20 protein-coding genes are annotated in these 22,886 nt (G+C 72.6%); 10 read left to right on the top strand and 10 right to left on the bottom strand.

The features are described from left to right. Window positions 1-18: 18 nt before the first annotated feature. The gene (locus Q0795_RS13095; protein ID WP_298890300.1) at window positions 19-774 is read right to left on the bottom strand and encodes a TIGR00730 family Rossman fold protein; all 756 of its coding nucleotides are present in this window, start codon (window positions 772-774) and stop codon (window positions 19-21) included. A gap of 59 nt (window positions 775-833) precedes the next feature. On the opposite strand from Q0795_RS13095, the gene Q0795_RS13090 reads away from it, so the two are divergent. Further along, window positions 834-1,676 (top strand): hypothetical protein, encoded by an 843-nt coding sequence (locus tag Q0795_RS13090; protein WP_298890298.1) that lies wholly within the window; start codon window positions 834-836, stop codon window positions 1,674-1,676. Window positions 1,677-1,683: 7 nt separating this feature from the next. Here the strand turns inward: Q0795_RS13090 and Q0795_RS13085 are convergent, their stop codons facing one another. The 7 genes from Q0795_RS13085 to Q0795_RS13055 form a co-directional block, all read right to left on the bottom strand. Next, window positions 1,684-2,985, bottom strand: coding sequence for a citrate synthase (locus Q0795_RS13085; RefSeq protein WP_298890296.1), 1,302 nt, complete (start codon window positions 2,983-2,985; stop codon window positions 1,684-1,686). A 40-nt stretch (window positions 2,986-3,025) separates the two neighbouring features. Continuing rightward, on the bottom strand, window positions 3,026-3,352 hold the full coding sequence (fdxA, locus tag Q0795_RS13080) for a ferredoxin (RefSeq protein ID WP_058889883.1): 327 nt from the start codon (window positions 3,350-3,352) through the stop codon (window positions 3,026-3,028). Between the two features lie 73 nt (window positions 3,353-3,425). Continuing rightward, window positions 3,426-5,240 carry a VanW family protein gene (locus Q0795_RS13075; protein ID WP_298890293.1) on the bottom strand — a complete coding sequence of 605 codons (1,815 nt, stop codon included), beginning with the start codon at window positions 5,238-5,240 and terminating at the stop codon, window positions 3,426-3,428. Between the two features lie 57 nt (window positions 5,241-5,297). After that, window positions 5,298-5,819, bottom strand: a complete 522-nt coding sequence (locus Q0795_RS13070) for a flavin reductase family protein (protein ID WP_298890291.1) — start codon at window positions 5,817-5,819, stop codon at window positions 5,298-5,300. Next, window positions 5,816-6,724, bottom strand: coding sequence for an N-acetyl-1-D-myo-inositol-2-amino-2-deoxy-alpha-D-glucopyranoside deacetylase (gene mshB / locus Q0795_RS13065; protein ID WP_298890290.1), 909 nt, complete (start codon window positions 6,722-6,724; stop codon window positions 5,816-5,818). Before mshB ends, Q0795_RS13070 begins: the two co-directional genes overlap by 4 nt. A 3-nt stretch (window positions 6,725-6,727) precedes the next feature. Beyond that, the gene (gene typA / locus Q0795_RS13060; protein WP_298890288.1) at window positions 6,728-8,650 is read right to left on the bottom strand and encodes a translational GTPase TypA; all 1,923 of its coding nucleotides are present in this window, start codon (window positions 8,648-8,650) and stop codon (window positions 6,728-6,730) included. A gap of 54 nt (window positions 8,651-8,704) precedes the next feature. Beyond that, a complete protein-coding gene (locus Q0795_RS13055; protein ID WP_298890286.1) occupies window positions 8,705-9,109 on the bottom strand; it encodes an NUDIX domain-containing protein in 405 nt (134 codons plus the stop codon). Window positions 9,110-9,263: 154 nt separating this feature from the next. Here Q0795_RS13055 and Q0795_RS13050 point away from each other — a divergent pair, with 154 nt between their 5' ends. The 7 genes from Q0795_RS13050 (at window position 9,264) to Q0795_RS13020 (ending at window position 17,751) form a co-directional block, all read left to right on the top strand. Then, a complete protein-coding gene (locus Q0795_RS13050; RefSeq protein WP_298890284.1) occupies window positions 9,264-10,955 on the top strand; it encodes an ABC transporter substrate-binding protein in 1,692 nt (563 codons plus the stop codon). Between the two features lie 122 nt (window positions 10,956-11,077). Continuing rightward, window positions 11,078-12,088 (top strand): ABC transporter permease, encoded by a 1,011-nt coding sequence (locus tag Q0795_RS13045; protein WP_298890282.1) that lies wholly within the window; start codon window positions 11,078-11,080, stop codon window positions 12,086-12,088. A gap of 10 nt (window positions 12,089-12,098) precedes the next feature. Next, window positions 12,099-13,040 carry an ABC transporter permease gene (locus tag Q0795_RS13040; protein WP_298890280.1) on the top strand — a complete coding sequence of 314 codons (942 nt, stop codon included), beginning with the start codon at window positions 12,099-12,101 and terminating at the stop codon, window positions 13,038-13,040. 12 nt (window positions 13,041-13,052) lie between these two features. Continuing rightward, entirely contained in the window at window positions 13,053-14,132 is a 1,080-nt protein-coding gene (locus Q0795_RS13035; RefSeq protein WP_298890278.1) for an ABC transporter ATP-binding protein, read from the top strand. After that, window positions 14,129-15,304: an ABC transporter ATP-binding protein gene (locus Q0795_RS13030; protein WP_298890277.1), complete on the top strand. Its 1,176-nt coding sequence runs from the start codon at window positions 14,129-14,131 to the stop codon at window positions 15,302-15,304. Before Q0795_RS13035 ends, Q0795_RS13030 begins: the two co-directional genes overlap by 4 nt. 34 nt (window positions 15,305-15,338) lie before the next feature. After that, on the top strand, window positions 15,339-16,052 hold the full coding sequence (locus Q0795_RS13025; protein WP_298890275.1) for a type 1 glutamine amidotransferase: 714 nt from the start codon (window positions 15,339-15,341) through the stop codon (window positions 16,050-16,052). A gap of 112 nt (window positions 16,053-16,164) precedes the next feature. Then, complete coding sequence (locus tag Q0795_RS13020) at window positions 16,165-17,751, top strand: cation:proton antiporter family protein (protein WP_298890274.1); 1,587 nt, start codon at window positions 16,165-16,167, stop codon at window positions 17,749-17,751. Window positions 17,752-17,771: 20 nt separating this feature from the next. Here Q0795_RS13020 and Q0795_RS13015 read toward each other — a convergent pair whose 3' ends face one another. Then, on the bottom strand, window positions 17,772-18,665 hold the full coding sequence (locus Q0795_RS13015) for a universal stress protein (protein WP_298890272.1): 894 nt from the start codon (window positions 18,663-18,665) through the stop codon (window positions 17,772-17,774). A gap of 104 nt (window positions 18,666-18,769) precedes the next feature. On the opposite strand from Q0795_RS13015, the gene Q0795_RS13010 reads away from it, so the two are divergent. Then, window positions 18,770-20,989 (top strand): NADP-dependent isocitrate dehydrogenase, encoded by a 2,220-nt coding sequence (locus Q0795_RS13010; RefSeq protein WP_298890270.1) that lies wholly within the window; start codon window positions 18,770-18,772, stop codon window positions 20,987-20,989. Continuing rightward, window positions 20,982-22,229 (top strand): MFS transporter, encoded by a 1,248-nt coding sequence (locus tag Q0795_RS13005; protein WP_298890268.1) that lies wholly within the window; start codon window positions 20,982-20,984, stop codon window positions 22,227-22,229. Before Q0795_RS13010 ends, Q0795_RS13005 begins: the two co-directional genes overlap by 8 nt. 43 nt (window positions 22,230-22,272) lie before the next feature. Here Q0795_RS13005 and Q0795_RS13000 read toward each other — a convergent pair whose 3' ends face one another. After that, window positions 22,273-22,785 (bottom strand): DinB family protein, encoded by a 513-nt coding sequence (locus Q0795_RS13000; RefSeq protein WP_298890266.1) that lies wholly within the window; start codon window positions 22,783-22,785, stop codon window positions 22,273-22,275. Window positions 22,786-22,886: the final 101 nt, after the last annotated feature.

Here is a 22,886-nt window from a genome sequence, read left to right as displayed (position 1 = left end):
GACACCGCCCCGACCGTCTCAGACGTCGCGGTGCTCAGGCGCCACGCGCTGCTCCCGGTGCTCGCGGACCCACCGGACCGCCTCGTCCACGTCGTCGGTGACCTGCAGCAGGTCGAGGTCGCCTGCCGAGATCATCCCCTCGGCGAGCAGGGTCGAGGTCAGCCATCCCAGGAGGGGGGACCAGTAGTCCTCTCCGAGGAGCACGATCGGGAAGTTGGTGACCTTCCCGGTCTGGATGAGGGTGACCGCCTCGAAGAGCTCGTCCAGCGTGCCCATGCCTCCGGGCAGCACGACGAAGCCCTCGGAGTACTTGACGAACATCGTCTTGCGGACGAAGAAGTAGCGGAAGTTGACCCCCAGGTCGACGTGGTCGTTCAGGCCGGTCTCGAAGGGCAGCTCGATCCCCAGCCCGACCGACGTGCCCCCGGCCTGCGCCGCCCCCTTGTTGGCCGCTTCCATCACCCCCGGCCCGCCGCCGGTGATGACGGCGTAGCCGGCCTGGACGAGGGCGCGACCGACGCGCTCGCCCCAGGCGTAGTACGGGTGGTCCGTCCCCGTCCGGGCCGAGCCGAACACGGCCACCGCCGGGCCGATCTCGGCCAGCGCCCCGAAACCCTCCACGAACTCGGCCTGGATGCGCATGACCCGCCACGGGTCGGAGTGCACCCAGTCCGCAGGACCGGCGTCGTCGAGGAGTCGCTGGTCGGTGGTCGTCCGCGGCACCTGAGTGCCCCGGAGGGTCACCGGCCCCTTGTGGTAGTCGCGACGGGTCACGCGGACGACCCTACGCGAGGGTCCGCCGGAGCGCCGAGGAGGACTCCTAGACTGGACCGGTGCCCCGCTCCACCGTCAGCCGCCTCCTCGTGCCCGCGCTCGTGATCGGGCTGACGGCGACAGGGTTGGTGCTGGGGACCCGGTGGGCGGCGGCCGAGCTGGCCCCGGCCCGGTGCACCTTCAGCGCCGCCGACCGCGAGGTGCGGCTCACCCCCGAGCAGGCCGCGAACGCCGCGACGATCGCCGCCGTGGCCGTCCAGCGCGGGCTGCCGCCGCGGGCCGCCACCATCGCCCTGGCCACGGCCATCCAGGAGAGCAAGCTGCGCAACCTGCGGTACGGCGACGCCGACAGCCAGGGCCTGTTCCAGCAGCGCCCCAGCCAGGGCTGGGGCACCGTGGAGCAGGTCACCGACCCCGTCTACGCCAGCAACGCCTTCTACGACGAGCTCGTCGAGGTGCGCGGGTGGGACGAGGGGGTCGTCACCGAGGTGGCCCAGGAGGTGCAGCGCAGCGCCTTCCCGGACGCGTATGCCGACCACGAGGGGGAGGGACGCGTCCTGGCCTCGGTGCTCACCGGGCAGGAGGGGACGGGCACCGCCCTCGACTGCCGCCTCGGCGGTCGCGCCGGGGCCGGGTCGGCCACCGAGGTCGCCGACAAGGCCGCCGCACAGCTCGGGCTGGCCGGCCGGACGGAGGGACGTACGGTGCTGCTGGAGGCCGGCGACCCCGCCCGCGCCTGGGCCGCCGCGACGTGGGCCGTCAGCCACGCGCAGGCCGAGGAGGTCGTCCGGGTGCAGGTGCAGGGTCGGGCCTGGGACCGGTCGTCCGGCACGTGGTCCGACGCCGACGACGACGGCGCGACGAGCGGGTCGTCGACCACCGTCGTCGTCGAGGTGGGCTGAGCGGCGGTCAGCCGCGCTGGTCCACCGGGGTGTAGTCGCGGGCGCCCTCGCCGACGTAGACCTGCCGCGGGCGGCCGATCTTGGTGGCCGGGTCGTTGATCATCTCGCGGTACTGCGCGATCCAGCCGGGCAGGCGCCCGATCGCGAAGAGGACCGTGAACATGTCGGTGGGGAAGCCCATGGACTCGTAGATCAGGCCGGTGTAGAAGTCCACGTTGGGGTAGAGCTTGCGCTCGACGAAGTAGTCGTCCTCGAGCGCCTTCTGCTCCAGCTCCATCGCGAGCTCCAGCAGCGGGTTGCTGCCCGCCTTGGCCAGCATCTCGTGAGCGGTCTCCTTGACGATGGCCGCGCGCGGGTCGTAGTTCTTGTAGACCCGGTGGCCGAAGCCCATGAGCTTGACCCCGTCCTCCTTGTCCTTGACCTTGCGGACGAACTCGGAGACGTCGCCGCCGTCGGCCTTGATCTGGTCCAGCATCGCGAGGACGGCGCTGTTGGCGCCGCCGTGCAGCGGACCGGACAGGGCGTGGATGCCGGCGGAGATGGCGTTGTAGAGGTTGGCCTCCGAGGAGCCCACGAGCCGGACGGTCGAGGTCGAGCAGTTCTGCTCGTGGTCGGCGTGCAGGATGAACAGCTGGTCCAGGGCCCGTGCCACGAGGGGGTCCAGCTCGTAGCGCTCGGTCGGCTGGCCGAACGTCATCCAGAGGAAGTTCTCGACGAGGTTGTAGTCGTTGTTGGGGTAGAGGATCGACTGCCCCTGGCTCTTGCGGAAGGCGTAGGCCGCGATGGTCGGCAGCTTGGCCATGATCCGGACCGTGGAGATCTCCACCGCCTCCGGGTCGTGCGGGTCCAGGCTGTCCTGGTAGAAGGTGCCCATCGCCGAGACCCCGGAGGAGAGGACGGACATGGGGTGGGCGTCCCGGGGGAAGCCGTCGAAGAAGTTCTTCATGTCCTCGACGAGCAGGGTGTGCCGCCGCAGCCGCTGGTCGAACTCCTCCAGCTCGGAGGCGGAGGGCAGCTGGCCGTAGATGAGCAGGTAGCTGGTCTCCAGGAAGGTGGACTGCTCGGCCAGCTGGTCGATCGGGTAGCCGCGGTAGCGCAGGATGCCCTCGCCGCCGTCGATGTAGGTGATCTCCGACTGGCAGGAGGCGGTGTTGACGAAGCCCACGTCGAGGGTCACGTCCCCCGTCGTCTTGAGCAGCGAGCTGATGTCCAGCCCGTTGTTTCCCTCGGCAGCCGGCACGACCGGCAGGGACAGCTGGTGGCCGGCGTGGGTCAGGGTGGCCGGGGTCGTGCTGGTGGTGTCGGTCATGAGGTCCTCCTGGTCGGGGTGGGCCGGTGGGGGGTACGCGTCACTCGTCGTGGGACTGCGGGGGCAGCACCGCGACGACGGGGTGGTCCTTGGCGATGACGCCCATCTTGGCCGCCCCTCCGGGGCTCCCGAGGTCGTCGAAGAACTCGACGTTGGCCTTGTAGTAGTCCGCCCACTCCTCCGGGACGTCGTCCTCGTAGTAGATCGCCTCGACCGGGCAGACCGGCTCGCACGCACCACAGTCCACGCACTCGTCAGGGTGGATGTAGAGGGAGCGTTCCCCCTCGTAGATGCAGTCGACCGGGCACTCCTCGATGCAGGCCTTGTCCTTCAGGTCCACGCAGGGCTGGGCGATCACGTACGTCATGGGCACAGACTACGGCGTCCCAGGCCAGGACCGCCTCACGGGGTCCTCGCCCCGCACGGCACGCCGCGCAGGCTCACCGGCCCCCTGCGCGGGGGTTGGTGCAGACGATCTCGTCGGCCGCGGCGTAGGTCGTGGTGAAGTCGTCGCGGGAGACCTCGTCCCCGCCCTGGAGCAGGATCCGGATGTTGCGGATGGTGAAGCCCTCGGACGGTGCCTGGTCGACGCAGTCCTCGCTGTCGTCCTCCCGCCGCTCGCCCCGGGTGACGTCACGCCGCTCACCGTCCACGGTGCGGACGGTGTACTGCTTGTCGCCGAGGAGCACCATGCGGATCTCGTCCCCGGTGATCCAGGTGCGCACGACCACCGGGGTGTCCGTGTCGTTCGTCCACAGGTTGTCGATCCAGGGCAGGGCGAGGGTGGCCTCGCGCCCGGCCGGGTAGCGCGGGATGTAGAACGAGTGCGTGGTGTGGGCGTCGAGCTGGACGCCCGCGAACCACGAGGCGTTGAACACCACGGTGGAGATCTGCGACAGGCCGCCGCCGAGCCCCATGACCAGCTCCCCGTCGACGATGACGGGCGCCTCGGCATACCCGGCCTCCTCGCTGACGTCCCCCAGGGCGGCGCCGAGGCTGAACTGCTCCCCCGGCATGACCACCGTGCCGTTGACGTTGCTGACCCCCGTGCGGAGGTTGGCCGTGCGCGCCTCGTAGTCCGGACCGCTGGGGAAGACGGAGACGAAGGAGGACATCTGGGAGAAGGACCACTCGCGCGCCACGGCGTTGGTGATCTGCGGGCGGACGGTGTCGATGCCCGCCGCGACGGTCCGCTCCTCCCCGGTCTCGCGCAGCGCCGCCTCGACGGCGTCGACGAGGCCCTCCTCGACGAGGGCGTAGCCGACCTGGCCGCCGACCACCTCGACCGAGGACCCCTCCAGGCGGACCGTGGCGTCGCGCGGGCCGCGCTCGAGCCGGCCGAGGTCCTGCCGGACCCGCGCGAGCGTGGCCTCGGCGTCGATGCCCAGCGCGAGGGTGCCGTCCGCCTGCTCGACGGTGAGCAGCTGCAGCAGGTCCCGCCGCGCGAGCTCGGCGCTGGCCTCCTCCTCCTGCTCGCCCTCGCCCCGGGTCGCCTCCACCACGACGGGCGCCGCCAGCGCCGGGTCCAGGACCTCCTCGGTGAAGCGCTCGATCTCCGCGGCGGTCAGCTCGGGCCGCTGGCTCGAGGCGACGCCGGCGACCTCGCGGTCCAGCCCCTGCTCCTCCCCCCAGACCTGCCCGACCCAGGCCTCCTCCAGCTCCTGGACGGTCTCCTCGACCTGCACCGTCCGGCCGGCCTGCGCCTCGGTGACCTCCACCCCGTCCGCCGACAGGGCGACCTCGCCGTCGACCGGCTCGGTGTCGTAGTCGGCGGCCAGGCGGGTGACCTCCGCGCGCAGCGCCTCCTCGTCCACGCCGCCGTAGAGGGGCAGGTCCCGGTCGGCGCCCGCGACGTGGTCCCAGAGCCGTGCCGGGTGGAACGACAGCCCGGTCACCCCCCTCAGGGTGCGGTCCAGGTCGAGGGACAGCCCGGCGTCCTCGGGGACCACCTCGATCCGCTCGGCCCCCTCCGGCGTCCCCCCGTCGGGGCTCAGCGTGAGCACGATCGGCTCGGTGGTGCGGTCGCCGAACTCGCGGGTGAGCTCGGCCCTGGCCTCCTGGTCGGTCAGCGACCCGATGTCGACCCCGGCCACGCTGACACCCGCCGGCGGACGGTCCTGGAAGTAGAGCGCGGCACCGACGTAGACCGCTGCGAGCACGAGCAGCGCCGCGGTCAGACGGCCCACCACGGACCACCAGCCGCGGCCGTCGCCCTCCTCGCGGAGGGTCCCTGGTCGATCGGTGGCGTCAGCCATCAGCGCTCCGTCCCTGTCGTCCGGTCCCGGTCGTGGCGGGGGCGCCGCGCCCCGTGGTCACCGCAGCTCTCCCAACCGTCCACGGTAGTGCACCAGGGCAGGACGGTCGGTCGGCCTCGCCTCGAGGGCGACGACCTCGCCGAGGGCGAGGACGTGGTCACCTGCCTCGCGCAGGTCGACGGTCCGGCACTCGAAGCACGCGAGCGCGTCGTCGACGACCGCCATGCCGCTGACGGCACCGCGGTGGTGCGGCACCCGCCCCAGCTGGTCGTGCAGCGGCCGGCCGGTCTCCCCGAGCCACTCCGCCGTGCCCCGCTGGGCCGCGCTGAGCACGCTGACCGCGAAGTCCGCCCCTGCCTCGAGCCCCTCGAGCACACGCGCCTCCGGGTGCAGGCTGACGAGGAGCAGCACCGGCTCGAGGGAGACGCTGGTCAGCGAGTCCACGGTCAGGGCGACGTCGTGGCCGCGCACCTGGGACGTCACCACCGCGACGCCGCTGGCGAACCGGCTCATCGCGAGGCGGTAGGTCGCGGGGTCGAGGGCCCCGGGGGTGTGCGGAGCCGGCTCGTGCGCGCTCATGCCGGGGGCTCCCCCTGCGCCCGGGTGAGCGCCTCGCGGGACGCCGGCCACGCGGCATACCCCTCGCGACCGGGGAGCCGTGCGGCCACATCGTTCGACAGGGTGTACCACCCCTCGTGCAGGGTCACCTGGGTGGGGTGCTCGGCCAGCGCCGCCCGCTGACGGGGCAGCGCGCCCTCGTCCACGACGGCGTGCGTGACGAGGTCGTCGGCCACGACGTTCGGGGGGAGCGGGTCGTCGGTCTCGGGCACCCGCACCGTGCCGCCGGCGGGGCTGCGGGCACCGTCCGGGACGTGCGCGGCCAGCCAGCGCCGGTCCTCCCGGGCCCACGAGGCCGGGACGAGCGCGACGTAGAGCCGGGGCGCGGCGCCGGGGCTCTCCTCGGTGAGCAGCTCCACCGCCCTGGCGGTCACCCGGTGGGTCTGGACGTGGTCGGGGTGCGCGTACCCGCCCCAGGGGTCGTAGGTCAGCACGAGGTCGGCCCGCAACGGCTGCAGCAGGTCGGCGAGGACGCGCGCGGCCTCCTCGACCTCCGCGCCGGCGAAGGCCCGCGGGTGGGCGGCGGCCGACGAGCCGGCCATACCGCTGTCCCGCCACCGGGGCCGGGCGCCGCCGAGGACGTGGTGCTCCACCCCCAGCCGGCGCATCGCGCGGTCCAGCTCGCCCCGGCGGTGCGCGGCGAGCGCCGGCCCGTCCCCTTCCAGCGCGGCGAGCGAGGGGGTGATGACCTCGCCCTCCTCACCCAGCGTGCAGGTGACGACGTGGACGTCGTCACCGGCCTCCACGTGGTGCGCCAGCGCCAGCCCGGTGGCGAGCGTCTCGTCGTCGGGGTGGGCGTGCACCGCCACCAGCCGCAGCGGTCTGCCGGCGGGCAGCCCGTCGCGCAGGTCCGGGCGCACCGGCACGGCTCAGCCCTTCGAGCGGGCCGCCTTGGCCCGCTGGTTGGCGTCGAGGATCACCTTGCGCACGCGGACCGCCTCGGGGGTCACCTCCACGCACTCGTCCTCGCGGCAGAACTCCAGCGACTGCTCGAGCGAGAGCACCCGCGGGGGGACGAGGCGCTCGAGCACGTCGGCGCCCGCGGAGCGCACGTTGGTGAGCTTGCGCTCCTTGGTGATGTTGACGTCCATGTCGTCGGCGCGGGAGTTCTCCCCGACGATCATGCCCTCGTAGACCTCGGTCGTCGGCTCGAGGAACATCGTGCCGCGCTCCTGGAGGTTGAACATGGCGTAGGTGGTGGCGACCCCGGCCCGGTCGGACACCAGCGAGCCGGACTGGCGGGTGCGGATCTCCCCGAACCACGGGGCGTAGCCGTCGAACACGTGGTGCCCGATGCCGGTGCCCCGGGTCTCGGTGAGGAACTCGGTGCGGAAGCCGATGAGCCCGCGTGAGGGCACGACATACTCCATCCGGATCCAGCCGGTGCCGTGGTTGGTCATCTGCTCCATGCGGCCCTTGCGCGCGGCCATGAGCTGGGTGATCGTGCCGAGGTGCTCCTCGGGGGTGTCGATGGTGAGCCGCTCCACCGGCTCGTGCAGCTTGCCGTCGACCTCGCGGGTGACCACCTGCGGCTTGCCGACGGTCAGCTCGTAGCCCTCGCGGCGCATCTGCTCGACGAGGATCGCCAGCGCCAGCTCACCACGCCCCTGGACCTCCCAGGCGTCGGGCCGCTCGGTGGGCAGCACCCGGAGGGAGACGTTGCCCACGAGCTCCTTGTCCAGCCGGTCCTTGACCAGGCGTGCGGTGACCTTGCCACCCTTGACCCGGCCGGCCAGCGGGCTGGTGTTGGTGCCGATGGTCATGGAGATGGCCGGCTCGTCGACGGTGATGAGCGGCAGCGGCACCGGGTCGGACGCGTCGGCGAGGGTCTCACCGATGGTGATCTCGGGGATGCCGGCGATCGCCATGATGTCTCCGGGGCCGGCCTGCTCGGCAGGCTTGCGCTCCAAGCCCTCGGTGAGCAGCAGCTCGGTGATCTTCACCGACGTGACCGAGCCGTCGCGACGGCACCAGGCGACCTGCTGCCCCTTGCGGATCTCGCCCTCGTACACGCGGCAGAGCGCGAGCCGGCCGAGGAACGGGCTGGAGTCGAGGTTGGTGACGTGCGCCTGCAGCGGCGCGCCCGGGGTGAAGGTCGGGGCGGGAACCGTCTCGAGGATGGTCGCGAACAGCGGCTCCAGGTCGGGGCTGTCCGGCAGCTCGCCGTCGACCGGCGCCTGCAGGCTGGCGCGCCCGGCCTTGGCCGAGGCGTAGACGACCGGGAAGTCCAGGGCCAGCTCCACCTGGGCCGGGTCGTGCTCGTCCAGCAGGTCCATGAAGAGGGCGTAGACCTCGTCGACGACCTCGCTGATGCGGCTGTCCGGCCGGTCCACCTTGTTGATGCAGAGCACGACGGGCAGGTGCGCGGCCAGGGCCTTGCGCAGGACGAAGCGCGTCTGGGGCAGCGGGCCCTCCGAGGCATCGACCAGGAGCACGACGCCGTCCACCATCGACAGGCCGCGCTCGACCTCGCCCCCGAAGTCGGCGTGGCCCGGCGTGTCGATGATGTTGATCGTCATGCCGCCGTCGGGGGCCGAGGCACCGGTGTAGCGGATGGCCGTGTTCTTGGCCAGGATCGTGATGCCCTTCTCGCGCTCGAGGTCTCCGGAGTCCATCACCCGGTCCGGACCCTCCCCCCCGCGCTGCTGCTGGTCGGCGAAGGCACCGCCCTGGGTGAGCATGCCGTCGACCAGGGTCGTCTTGCCATGGTCGACGTGCGCCACGATGGCGACGTTGCGGATGTCTGCGCGCACTCCTGCGGGCAGGGCGGGGTCACGGTCAGCAAGGGGCATACGCCCAGTGTCTCACCCCGGGGGCGCCGGACCGACCTCACACCAGCGGGTCGGTCAGCGGTGCAGCAGCGGCCCGAGGTGACGCACGACCGGCACGTCGTGCTCCAGCCAGGGGACGCCCAGCAGGTCCTCGGGGCCCAGCCAGCGCAGCTCGCCGTGGTCCTGCAGCGGCCGGGGAGGGGGCTGACCGGGCTCGGGGACCGCCCACCACAACCGCATGGACCACGGGGGCGCCAGCGGCCAGTCGTCCCCGACCCGTCCCCCCAGGACCACCCGCACGCCGAGCTCCTCGCGCGCCTCCCGTACCGCGGCCGCGGCGGGATCCTCCCCACGCTCCACCTTGCCCCCGGGGAACTCCCACCCGCCTGCCAGCGCCGCGGGGGCGCTGCGGCACCCCGCCAGGACCCGCGTGGGTCGCGCCAGGGAGTCGCAGAGGGCGACGGCGGCGACGAGCTGCATCGGCTCATCTTCCCAGCCCGCCGGGATTGCCCCAGGGGCAGGTCACGGTCCCGTCACGAACGGCCCGTCACCCTTGGCAACCGGCCCCCGGTGTGGTGAGGTCACCCCCTATACCGGGCTATCCGCGTCCGGTCATGACGCTGTAGGAGGAACGATGAAGAACCGCAGAGTCGCGATCGCCGCGACCAGCGCAGCTCTGGCCCTCGTGCTGAGCTCGTGCGCCGAGTCCGAACGCGACGACAGCTCCGCCGAGGGCGACGGGGCCTCCGGGTCCGAGGACGCCGGCGGCGGAGAGGCCTCGGACGCCACCTTCGTGTTCGGTGCCGCCGGCGCCCCCACCACCTTCGACCCCTTCTACGCCAGCGACGGGGAGACGTTCCGCGTCACCCGGCAGATCTTCCAGAACCTCGTGGGCATCGAGCCCGGTGGCACCGAGTTCGTGCCGGAGCTCGCCACCGAGTGGGAGTCCTCCGAGGACGGCCTGACCTGGACCTTCCAGCTCCAGGACGGCGTGACCTTCCACGACGGCGAGCCCTTCGACGCCGAAGCCGTCTGCTACAACTTCGAGCGCTGGGCCGACCAGAACGAGGCCGGCCAGAACCCGTCGGCCGCCTACTACTACGGCAACGACTTCGGCTTCGGCGAGGACTCGCTCTACGAGAGCTGCACCGCCACCGACGAGATGACCGCCGAGGTCGTCCTGACCCGGGCCACCGGCAAGTTCCCCGGTGTCCTCTCGCAGAGCTCCTACGGCATCTCCTCCCCCGCCGCCCTCGAGGAGTACGACGCGAACGGCATCGAGGTGCAGGGAGAGGGGTTCACCTTCCCCGAGTACGCCACGGACCACCCGACCGGCACCGGGCCGTTCGTGTTCGACTCCTTCGACGGCACCAGCAACGTCACCCTGACCCGCAACGACGACTTCTGGGGCGAGCAGGCCGGCGTCCAGGAGATCATCTTCCGGATCATCAGCGACGAGACCGCGCGCCGCCAGGAGCTGGAGTCGGGCACCATCAACGGCTACGACCTGCCGAACCCCGTGGACTGGGCCGGGCTGGAGGAGGCCGGCAACCAGGTCCTCATCCGCGACCCCTTCAACATCCTCTACCTCGCGCTGAACCCGGTGGCCGACCCGCAGCTGGAGGACCCGCTGATCCGGCGGGCGCTCTACCACGCCATCAACCGGGAGGAGCTGGTGGCCAGCCAGCTGCCCGACGGCGCGGAGGTGGCCACGCAGTTCATCCCGCCGACGGTGGCCGGCTACAACGAGTCGATCGAGCCCTACGCCTACGACCCCGAGGCGGCGCAGGACCTGCTCGAGGAGGCCGGCGCGTCCGACCTGGAGATCGACCTCTGGTACCCCACCGAGGTGACCCGGCCGTACATGCCGAACCCGCAGGCCATCTACGACGCGGTCGCCGCGGACTGGGAAGCGGTCGGCGTGACCATCAACCCGGTCGCCCGCCCCTGGGCCGGTGGCTACATCGACGGCACGCAGCAGAGCCAGGCACCGGCCTTCTTCCTGGGCTGGACCGGCGACCTGAACTCGGCGGACAACTTCCTGTGCGCCTTCTTCTGCGGTGAGGACAACCAGTTCGGCACCAGCGCGCTGCCCTTCCAGGACGAGCTCCAGGAAGGCCTGCGCGCCGGAGACGCCGAGCCCGACGAGGACGCCCGCACGGCGCTCTACGAGGAGCTCAACGCGCAGATCATGTCCGAGGAGTGGCTGCCCGGCCTGCCGCTGAGCCACTCCCCGCCGGCGATCGTGGTCGGCCCGAACGTCGAGGGGCTCGTCCCCAGCCCCCTGACGGCCGAGGACTTCTCCACGATCACCCTCAGCGAGTGATCCCGCGGTGGCAGGACGGGAGACCGTCCTGCCACCGATGATGACGACGGGCCGACCTCCCCGGTCGGTCCGTCGTCATCATGGTCCCTGTTCCGCACCCCCGCTGGGCCGAGGAGTCCGCCGTGCTGAAGTTCGTCATCCGCCGCGTCCTGCAGATGGGGCTCGCGCTGTTCATGCTGAGCCTGTTGCTCTTCGCCTGGCTGCGCGCCCTGCCCGGCGGTCCGGTCAGCGCCCTGCTCGGCGAGCGGGGCTCCCCCGAGGCCGCCGCCGACCTGCGCGCCCAGCTGGGCCTGGACCAGCCGCTGCCCGTGCAGTACGTCCGCTTCGTCCAACGGGCGCTGGAGGGTGACTTCGGCATCTCCACCGGGGTGTTCCGCGGACAGCCGGCGCTCGACATCTTCCTGACCCGGTTGCCGGCGACCATCGAGCTGAGCATCTTCGCCCTGGCCATCGCCCTCACCCTGGCGATCCCCCTGGGCTACATCTCCGCCCGACGCCGGGGCGGTGTCCTGGACACGGGGCTGGTCATCAGCTCGCTCGTCGGGGTCGCCGTCCCGGTGTTCTTCCTGGCCTTCGTCCTCAAGTACCTCTTCGCGGTGCGCTGGGGCCTGCTGCCCCCGTCCGGCTACCAGACCGCCGGGATCGACGCCACCAGGGTGACCGGCTTCGCCGTGCTGGACGGCATCCTGACCCGGGAGTGGGACGCGTCCTGGGACGCGTTCCGGCACCTGCTGCTGCCGGCGATCGCGCTGTCCTCCATCCCGTTCGCGGTGATCTTCCGCATCACCCGGGCGTCGGTGCTCGACGTCATGGACGAGGACTACGTCCGCACGGCCCGGGCCAAGGGCCTGCGCGCCCCGGTCATCCGGGTGCGGCACATCATGCGCAACGCCCTCATCCCCGTCGTCACCATCATCGGTCTGCAGGTCGGTGCCCTGCTGGCCGGCGCCGTGCTGACCGAGAAGGTCTTCGCCTTCCCCGGGATCGGACAGGCGCTGGCCCTGGGGTTCGAGACCCGCGACTACCCCGTGCTCCAGGTCCTCATCATGATGGCCGCGATCATCTACATCGTCGTCAACCTGCTGGTCGACATCGCCTATGCCCTGATCGACCCGCGCGTGCGGACCAAGTGAGGACGCGGACATGACTTCCTACGGTGACACCAAGAAGGCACGGATCGACTCTCTCGCCGAGGCCGGGGCGCTCAGCGACGAGGAGGGGGTCAGCCTCTGGCGCTCGGCGTGGCTGCGGCTGCGCAGGGACCCGGTCTTCCTCATCGGGGCGACGATCATCACCGCCTTCGTCCTCCTCGCGATCATCGCCCCCTGGCTCGCCCCCCACGACCCCGCCGCGAGGCTGCTCATCGGTGAGGTGAGCCGTCAGTCCAACCCCGTGCCCGAGCCCCGGCCCGGCTTCCCGCTCGGCGCCGACGACCGGGGTCGCGACCTGCTGTCCCGCCTCATCGTGGGATCCCGGCAGACCCTCATCGTCGGCGTCCTGGCGACCGTGGGCGGCCTCATCGGTGGACTGACCCTGGGGATCCTCGCGGGCGGCATCGGCGGGTCGGTCGACGCCGTCGTCATGCGGGTGGTCGACGTCATGCTGTCCATCCCCTCGCTCCTCCTGGCCTTCTCGCTCGCGGCCATCCTCGAGCCGTCGCAGTGGAGCGTCATCGCCGCCATCGCCATCATCCAGGTGCCGATCTTCGCGCGTCTGCTGCGGGGTTCGATGCTCAGCCAGCGGCACAGCGACCACGTGCTCGCCGCGCGGGCCCTCGGGGTGCGACGCGTCCCGATCGTCTTCCGGCACATGCTGCCGAACGCCATCGGCCCGGTCATCGTCCAGGCCACCCTCGTCCTGGCCGTGGCCATCATCGACGCCGCCGCCCTGTCCTTCCTCGGCCTCGGCAACCCCGACGACACCAGGCCCGAGTGGGGCCAGATGCTCGGCGCCGCGCAGCCGTACTTCAACAGCTACCCGCACCTGGCCTTCTACCCGGCGATCTGCATCGTCACCGTGGCGCTGGGCTTCACCCTCATGGGCGAGTCCCTGCGCGAGGCCCTCGACCCCAAGTCCCGTCGCTGAGGAGCCCGGCCGATGACCGAACCATCTCTGACCCACCCCTCCGCGCGGACCGACGGCGGGAGCCCGCTGCTCTCCGTCAACGACCTGACCGTGACCTTCGGGAAAGGCGCCAAGGCCTTCACCGCCGTCGACCGGGTGAGCTTCGAGGTGCACCCCGGACAGACCGTGGGCCTGGTCGGGGAGTCCGGCTGCGGCAAGTCGGTGACCTCGCTGGCGATCATGGGCCTGCTCCCCGCGCGGGGCAACACCGTCAGCGGCGAGGTGCTCTTCGACGGCACGGACCTGCTCCGGCTGCGCCAGGACCAGCTCCGTGACCGACGGGGTCGGGACCTGGCGATGATCTTCCAGGACCCGCTGTCCTCGCTCAACCCGGTGGTCCCGCTGGGCGTGCAGGTGGCCGAGGTGCTGCAGCGGCACCGCGGGATGGGTCGCACCGCCGCGCAGAAGCAGGCGGCCGTGCTGCTGGAGAAGGTCGGTATCCCGGACCCGACCCGACGGCTGCGGGAGTACGCCCACCAGCTCTCCGGCGGGATGCGGCAGCGCGCGCTCATCGCCATGGCGCTCGCCTGCGAGCCCCGGCTGCTCATCGCCGACGAGCCCACGACCGCACTCGACGTCACCATCCAGGCCCAGATCCTGGCGCTGCTGCGCGAGCTCGTCACCGAGTCGGGCACCGCCCTGATCATGATCACCCACGACCTGGGCGTGGTGGCGGGGCTGTGCGACGAGGTCAACGTCCTCTACGGCGGCAAGGTCGTGGAGCGGGCCGAACGGCACGACCTGTTCGCCCGGCCGCGTCATCCCTATACCGGTGGGCTGCTCGCCTCCATCCCCCGGCTGACCGAGGACCGGGGCCGTCGGCTCAACCCGGTGCCGGGCTCGGTCGCCGACAACATCCCGTGGGAGGGCGGGTGCGCCTTCGCGCCCCGCTGCCCCTCGGAGGTGGCGGCGTGCCGGTCGACGACGCCCGAGCTGGTTCCCGACGAGGACGGGCTCGGTGACGGCCGGCTGCTGCGCTGCCACCACCCCCTGGCGGAGAACCCGTTGGACGACGAGAGAGCGCCCGAGCGCCACGAGGAGGACCAGCCGTGAGCACGACCGCCGGGGCGGCCGCCCCGCAGCCCACCGAGACCGAGCAGGACCTCCTCGTCGACGTGCGCGGCCTCAAGGTCCACTTCCCGATCAAGAAGGGCATCGTCTTCGACCGGACCGTCGGCCACGTCTATGCCGTGGACGGCATGGACGTGCAGATCCGGCGCGGGGAGACGTACGGCCTCGTCGGGGAGTCCGGGTGCGGCAAGTCCACCTTCGGCCGGGCGCTGCTGCAGCTCGAGCCGATCACCGCCGGCGAGGTGTACGTGGACGGCATCGACCTGTCCACCCTCAAGGGCGAGAAGCTGCGCACCCACCGCCGGCACATGCAGATGGTCTTCCAGGACCCGCTGGGCAGCCTGGACCCCCGGCAGACGGTGGAGCAGCTGCTGCTGGAGGGTATGCGCGCGCACGGCATGGCCTCGGACGGCAAGGCCGCGCGGAAGCGGCTCTCCGAGCTGCTCACCGCGGTGGGCCTGCCCGCGGCCGCGCTGTCGAAGTACCCCCACGAGTTCTCCGGGGGCCAGCGCCAGCGTGTCGGTATCGCCCGCGCCCTCTCGGTGGACCCGCAGCTCATCATCGCCGACGAGCCGGTGAGCGCCCTCGACGTGTCCGTCCAGGCCCAGGTGATCAACCTGCTCGGTGATCTCCAGGCGGAGTTCGGCCTCACCTACCTCGTCATCGCCCACGACCTCGCCGTGGTCCGGCACATCAGCGACCGGATCGGGGTGATGTACCTCGGCTCGCTGGTCGAGGAGGCCGACGGCCAGGACCTCTACGACACCCCGCTGCACCCCTACACCCGGGCCCTGCTGTCCGCGGTCCCCGTCCCGGACCCCACGATCGAGGACACGCGTGAGCAGATCCTGCTCACCGGAGACCTCCCCTCCCCGGCGAACCCTCCGACGGGGTGCCGCTTCCACACCCGCTGTCCCTGGCGCCAGGAGACCCGCTGCGACGACGAACGACCCCAGCTGCGGGTGGTCGAGATCGACGGGGTGCCCTCGAACCACCGGGTCGCCTGCCACTGGGCCGAGCAGATCGCCAGCGGCGAGCTGGAGCGGCACACGGTCGACCCGGTCGAGGACGACGAGCCGTACTGGTCCCAGACCGACGAGGAGGCCGACGGCACCGAGGCCGCCGCCCGGGACCTGCCCGGTTCCAGCGGGTGACGCACCGGCCCCGCACGGGGTCTAGCCTGTGCCCATGACCTCACGGGCGCTGGTCCTGCAGCACGAGGAGAAGGCACCTCCGGGCCTGCTCGCGCCGTGGTTGGCGCAGGCCGGGCTGGAGTGCGACGTCCTGCCCGCGCACGAGGGGTATGCCGTCCCTGCCGACCTCGGCGACCACGCCGCCCTGGTGGTGCTCGGAGGGTCGATGGACGCCTGGGACGACGACGCATACCGCTGGTTGCTCCCGACCCGGGCCCTCATCGCCGGCACCGTGTCGGCGGGCCGCCCCTTCCTCGGCGTCTGCCTGGGGCACCAGCTGGCCGCGCTGGCCCTCGGCGGCGGGGTGGGCCGTCAGCCCGGCGGCCAGACGATGGGGCTGCGCGCGTGGCGGCCCACTCCCGAGGGCCTCGCCGACCCGCTCACCAGCGCACTGCCGCCGGACACCGAGGTGCTGCACTTCAACTCCGACGCGGTGACCGGGCTGCCCCCGGGTGCGACGCCGCTCGCCCTCGACGCGGAGGGCACGGTCCAGGCGGCCCGCTACGGCCCCCTCGCCTGGGGGGTGCAGTTCCACCCCGAGGTGGACGACGCCCTCGTCCAGGGCTGGGCGACCGGCCGGCGGCCGGAGGCCGAGACCGAGACCGTCCGCGTGCTCCGGGAGCGGCAGGCCGAGCTGCACCCCGCCTGGGCCGGGCTCATCCACCGCTTCGGGCTGCTCGCCACCACGCCGCAGGCGCAACCCGCCTGAGGGCCGGGTGCCGGGGCACCCCCTCGGGCCCCACCGGTCCGGTGCCGGGCAGGCCCGCCACGGCCGTGGGAGACTGTGCCCCACCCGCCGCGGCCCACGCGAGGAGCCAGCCATGAACGACGCAGCGATCTTCATCGCCGCGACCTTCGCCGCGGGCCTGCTCGCCACCACGTTGCGCCTCCCGGCCCTGCTCGGCTTCCTGGTGGCCGGGTTCGCGCTCAACTGGATGGGCGTCGAGGAGCTGCCCTACCTCGACTTCCTGGCCGACCTCGGCGTCACCCTGCTCCTGTTCGGTATCGGCCTGAAGCTCAACGTCCGCAGCCTGCTGTCCCGGGAGGTGTGGGCCACGACCGTGGGGCACATGGCCCTCTCGGTCGCCGTCGGCACCGGCTTCCTGTGGGTGGTGGCGCTGCTCGGCTACCCGCTCCTGCAGGGTCTGGACCTGCAGACCCTCGCCCTCGTCGGCTTCGCCCTGTCCTTCTCCTCGACGGTCTTCGTCGTCAAGGTGCTCGAGGAGCACTCCGAGCTGCAGTCCTTCTACGGCCGCGTGGCCATCGGCATCCTGGTCCTGCAGGACCTCGCCGCGGTCGTCTTCATGACGGTGTCCGGCGGGCGGATCCCCAGCATCTGGGCGATCCCGGTCGTGCTGGCGCTGGTCCCGACGGCGTGGCTCGGACGGTGGCTGTGGAGCCACATCCCGCACGGGGAGATGCAGGCGCTCTTCGGTCTGGCCATGGCCCTCGGCCCCGGCTACGCCGCCTTCGACGCCGTGGGGCTCAAGGGCGACCTGGGTGCCCTGGTGATCGGCATGCTGCTGGCCGGGCACCAGGCCGCCAGCGACCTGTCGCACTCGCTCTTCCTCCTCAAGGACCTGCTCCTCATCGGGTTCTTCATCTCCATCGGCTTCATCGGCACCCCCACCGCCTCCTCGGCCGTGCTCGGCCTGCTCCTCCTGCTGCTCCTGCCCGCCCAGATCGCGCTCTACGTCTTCCTCCTCGACCGGCACAAGCTGCGCCGACGCACCTCGGTCAAGGCCGGCGTGCTGCTGGGCAACTACTCCGAGTTCGGTCTCATCGTCACGTCGGTGGCGGTGGCCAGCGCCATGCTCGACGAGGAGTGGCTGGTCGTGATGTCGGTCGCGGTCGCAGCCAGCTTCGTGGCCGCCGCCCTCGTCAACGAGAAGTCGGACGCGATCCTGCGCTGGGCGCGGCAGGTCATGCCCATGCACCCCCCGACCGACGTGCACCCGCACGAGCTGCCGATCTCCTTCGGCGACGCGCGGGCGGTGGTCATGGGGATGGGCCGGATCGGTCGGAGCGCCTACGCCGAGCTCTCCGAGGTCTACGGGCTCGCGGTGCTCGGGGTGGAGAACCTCCCGAACCGCGTCGCCCGGCTGCGCGAGAAGGGTCTGACCGTGGTGGAGGCCGACGCCGCGGACGGCGACTTCTGGAGCCGGCTGGAGTCCACCCGCCAGGTGGACATCGTCGTCCTCGCCATGCCCTTCCACGGCGCCAACCGGGTCGCGCTGGAGCAGCTCACGGCGAGCGACTACGACGGCGTCATCGCCGTGGTCGCGCAGTACGACGACGAGGTGGGCGACCTCGAGGCGCGCGGCGCGGACGTCGTCGTCAACCTCTACGAGGGCGCCGGGGCCACCATCGCCGAGCGCGCCGCCGAGGCCACCACCGGGGGCCTTTGACGCCGGCCCGCCCGGCCGGCTCAGGTCGAGCGGGAGACGACGACCGGGCAGGGCGCGGCCCGCATGAGGCGCTGGCTCACCGAGCCGAGCAGGCGCCCCCGGACCGCTCCGCGGCCGCGGCTGCCGACGACGAGGGCGTCCCACCCGCGCGCCGCCTCCAGCAGGGTGGGCACCACCGGACCCCGCCGCACCTCCCAGTCCACCGGCACCTGCGGGTATGCCTCGACCGCCGGCTGCAGCGTCCGCACCACGGCCTCGGCGTGGCGTCGCTCGACGGCGGCCCACTCCGGGCTGTCCGGCTCGGTCACGACATACCCGTCGACCACCTCGAGGAACCACGTGCTGAGGGCGGTGACCGCGGCTCCGGTCAGGTCGGCGAGCGCCAGGGCGGCACGGGCCGCGCGGGCGCTGTCCTGGCTGCCGTCGACCCCCAGGCCGATCTGGCCGTGGGTCAGCGCCCCGACATCGACCCCGGAGTTCACCACGGCCACCGGACGGTGCGCGTGGGCCGCCACCCCGAGCGAGGTGCTGCCGAGCAGGAACTCCTCCACCGCGCTCTTGCGACCGGTCCCCACGACCAGCAGTGCCGCGGCGTCCTGGTGCGCCAGGAGGGCCGCCACCGGCGAGCCGCGCGAGGTGTCCAGCCGCGCCTCGACCCCGAGTCGCTCACCCAGGGCCGCGACGTGCGCGCGCAGGTCCGCGACCGTCTCCTCCTCGGCCTCCAGCACCGCGGTCACGGCCACGGCCTCGCCGCCGGCCATCCGCGCCGCGAGGGCCTCCGGCTCGCTGGCGTGGACGACCATCAGGCCCGCCCCGGTCCTCGCGGCGGTGCGTGCCGCCCACTCCAGCGCGACGTCCCCCTCTCCTGTTCCCGCCACACCGACCACGATCGGGTGCTCCAGCCGAGTCGTCACCGACACCACCTCCAGGCCTCCGGGAAGAGTGCCTCCAGCATACCGCCGCAGCGCCCGTAGACTCGGGCGCGAAACGTCCCGACCGCGACTGACCAGGGAGAGGCATGTCCACGATCATCTACACCCGCACCGACGAGGCACCGCTGCTGGCGACCTACTCGCTCAAGCCGATCATCGAGGCCTTCGCCGGCGCAGCGGGGATCGACGTGGAGACCCGGGACATCTCCCTCGCCGGGCGCATCCTGGCGCAGTTCGCCGACCGTCTCGACGAGGACCAGCAGGTGGGTGACGCGCTGGCCGAGCTCGGCGAGCTGGCCACCACGCCCGAGGCCAACATCATCAAGCTGCCCAACATCTCCGCCTCCGTGCCCCAGCTCAAGGCCGCGATCGCCGAGCTGCAGGAGCAGGGCTACGACCTCCCCGACTACCCCGAGAGCCCCCAGGACGAGCAGGAGCGGGACGCCCGCGCCCGCTACGACCGGGTCAAGGGCTCGGCCGTCAACCCGGTCCTGCGCGAGGGCAACTCCGACCGCCGCGCCCCCGAGGCGGTCAAGAACTACGCCCGCGCCTACCCCCACTCGATGGGCGCCTGGAGCGAGGACTCGCGGACCCGGGTCGCCACCATGGACGCCGGCGACTTCCGGCACAACGAGGAGTCGGTCGTCCTCGACGCGGACGACACCCTCACCATCCGCCACGTCAGCACCGACGGCACCACGACGGTGCTCAAGGAGTCGGTCCCCGTGCTCGCGGGTGAGGTCGTCGACGCCACCTTCATGTCCGCCCGCGCGCTGGAGGACTTCCTGGCCGGGACGGTCTCGACCGCGGCGCAGGAGGACCTCCTCTGGTCGCTGCACCTCAAGGCCACGATGATGAAGGTCGCCGACCCCATCGTCTTCGGGCACGCGGTGCGGGTGTTCTTCGCCGACGTCTTCGAGCGGTATGGCCAGCAGCTCGCCGCCGCGGGCCTGTCGCCCAACGACGGGCTGGGCGGGATCCTCTCCGGGCTGGACGCCCTGGGCGAGCAGGCCCCCGAGGTCAAGGCCGCGGTCGAGGAGCGCCTCGCCGAGCTGCCCCGGCTGTCCATGGTCGACTCGCGCAAGGGGATCACCAACCTCCACGTGCCCAGCGACGTCATCATCGACGCCTCGATGCCGGCGATGATCCGCAACGGTGGTCAGCTGTGGGGCCCCTCGGACGAGACCGAGGACACGCTCGCCGTCATCCCGGACTCCTCCTACGCCGGGGTCTACCAGGCGGTCATCGAGGACTGCAGGGCGCACGGCGCCTTCGACCCCACCACCATGGGCTCGGTGCCCAACGTCGGGCTCATGGCCAAGAAGGCCGAGGAGTACGGCTCGCACGACAAGACCTTCGAGGTCGCCGCCGACGGCGCGGTCGAGGTCGTCACGGCCGGAGGCGAGGTGGTGCTGCGCCACGAGGTCTCCACCGGCGACATCTGGCGCGCCTGCCAGACCCAGGACGAGCCGATCCGTGACTGGGTGAAGCTGGCCGTCGGACGGGCCCGCGCCACCGGCGACCCCGCGGTCTTCTGGCTGGACCGGGAGCGGGCGCACGACCGCAACCTCATCGCCAAGGTGGAGGCCTACCTCGCGGAGGAGGACACCGAGGGGCTGGACCTGCGCATCCTCTCCCCCGTCGAGGCCACCCGGCTCTCGGTCGAGCGCATCCGCGCGGGCCAGAACACCATCTCGGTGACCGGCAACGTGCTGCGGGACTACAACACCGACCTCTTCCCCATCCTGGAGGTCGGCACCAGCGCCAAGATGCTCTCGGTGGTGCCGCTGATGAACGGCGGCGGTCTCTTCGAGACCGGCGCCGGCGGGTCGGCGCCGAAGCACGTGCAGCAGCTGGCGGAGCAGAACTACCTGCGCTGGGACAGCCTCGGCGAGTTCCTGGCCCTGGCCGAGTCGCTGCGCCACCTGGCCGACCGCGACGGCAACGAGCGGGCGCGGGTGCTCGGCGACGCGCTCGACGCCGCCACCGGACGGGTGCTCACCGAGGGCCGCTCCCCGGCCCGGGCGCTCGGGCAGATCGACAACCGGGGCAGCCACTTCTACCTCGCGCTCTACTGGGCGCAGGCGCTGGCCGAGCAGACGCAGGACGAGCGCCTGGCGCAGCGTTTCGCCCCGGTCGCGGCGGAGCTGACCGAGAAGGAGCAGCAGGTCACCGACGAGCTCGTCGCGGTGCAGGGCAGCCCGGTCGACCTGGGCGGCTACTACCACCCGGACGACGCCAAGGCGTTCGCCGCGATGCGTCCCTCGGAGACCTTCAACGCCGTGATCGACGCCCTGCGTGACTGAGGAGGGGCGCGGCGTCGCCGGCTCCCCCGCCGCGCGGCGCGCCGCCCCTCTCGGGCTGCTCACGCTGCTCGCGGTGGCCCTGGTCTCGGTCAACCTGCGTCCCGGCGCCACCTCGATCGGACCGGTCCTCGCCGAGCTCGAGGCCGGGGTCGGGGTCAGCCCGGCGGTCGCCGGGGTGCTCACCGCGCTGCCCGGCCTGTGCTTCGGCCTGCTCGGCATGGCTGCGGTGCCGCTGTCGCGGCGATGGGGGCTCACCGGCACCATCTGCCTGGGGTTGGGTCTCGTCGTGGTGGGGCTCGGGCTGCGGGTCCTGACCGGTTCCACCGTGCCCTTCGTCGTGCTCTCAGCGGTGGCGCTCGGCGGCATGGCCGTCGGCAACGTGCTCGTCCCGGCCTGGATCAAGCGCCAACCCGGTGCCGGCGTGCGCCTCATGACGATCTACAGCACCGGCCTCACCGTCGGCGGCGCATCGGGGGCTGCTCTCTCGGCCCCTGTCGCGGCCGCGGGACCGGGGTGGCGCGGCGCTCTGGGCGTGTGGGCCCTGGTCGCCCTCACCGCCCTGGTGGCCTGGCTGCTCGTGGCCCGCCGCGAGCGTGGGTCCCTGGTCCCGACGGGTCGGGGCGTCGCCACGGGTCGGCTGGTCAGGTCCCCGACGGCGGTGGCCCTCACCGTGCTCTTCGGCATGCAGTCGATGAACGCCTACGTCCAGTTCGGGTGGCTCCCGCAGATCTACCGCGACGCCGGGCTGTCCGCAACCTCGGCCGGGCTGCTCACCGGGTCCTTGACCGCGACCGGCATCCTGGGCGGGCTGCTCATGCCGACGGTCATCCACCGCTCCCGCACCCTGGCCCCGTGGATGGTGGCCTTCGGGGTGCTCGCGGTCCTGGGGTACACCGGGCTGCTCCTCGCCCCGGCGGCCCTGCCCTGGCTGTGGGTCGCCCTCCTGGGGCTGTCCGGCTGGGCCTTCCCGACGGTCATCGCCCTGCTCACCGCCCGGAGCCGCCGCCCCGAGGTCACCGCGGGGCTGTCCGGGTTCGTCCAGCCGGTGGGCTACCTCTGCGCGGCAGCGGGGCCCTTCCTCGTCGGCCTCATCCACTCCTGGACCGGGGACTGGCAGCTGGTCCTCGTCCTGCTGGCCCTCAGCGGCGTGCCGCTGGCCGTGGCCGGGGTCCGCGCCTCGCGCCCGGTCTACGTCGACGACGAGCTCGACCCCCCGGGCGTGCGCAGCGCCGTGGTCTGATCCCGGACCCGCGCGGCCGCCCGCCGTGCAGCGGGCTCGGCCCTCAGCCCCGCCGCCGGGCCAGGCCGGCGACGTACTCGGCCTGCCCCAGATGCTTCAGCGCGTCCTCGAGCACCGAGCACACCCGCACCCCCACCGTCACGGGTGGGTCCCAGGCGTCGTCGACCACCCGACCCAGGTCCTGGGCGTCCCACCCCTCGACGAGGCGCCGGGTCGAGGCGTGGACGGCCCCGGCATACCCGAGGAGGAGCCCGGTGTCGCGGAGCTCGAACCGGCCGACCTCGGCGGCCTCCTGCCCGTAGCCCATCGCGTCCGGCGGGTAGGGCAGGTCGAACCGCTCCCGCCACCCCTGGACCCAGTCCTCCTCCTGGCCGGCGAGCTGGGCGAGCTGGGCGTCCTGCTGCCGGAGCAGGTGCCACAGGAGCCACCCGACGGGGTTCGCCTCGTCGTCGGGCCGCCAGCGCAGCTGCTCGGCCGTCAGCCCCTCGAGCACGGCCCCCACCCCCTCCTCCACGCGGGAGAAGCCGTCGACGAGCAGGTCCTGGAAGGCGTCCATGCCAGGCACCGTAGCCCGGGAGCCGCCCCGCCCGCCCCCGGGCGTGGGGGGTAGCCCCCCGCCACCGAGGTGGTCCGCCCCCTGGCCGCGGGTGGGCAGGC

This window comes from uncultured Serinicoccus sp. (assembly GCF_947487915.1).
Lineage (GTDB): Bacteria > Actinomycetota > Actinomycetes > Actinomycetales > Dermatophilaceae > Ornithinicoccus.
The sequence above is the reverse complement of the archived record's forward strand: the minus strand, read 5'-3'. Positions and strand labels throughout refer to the sequence as shown.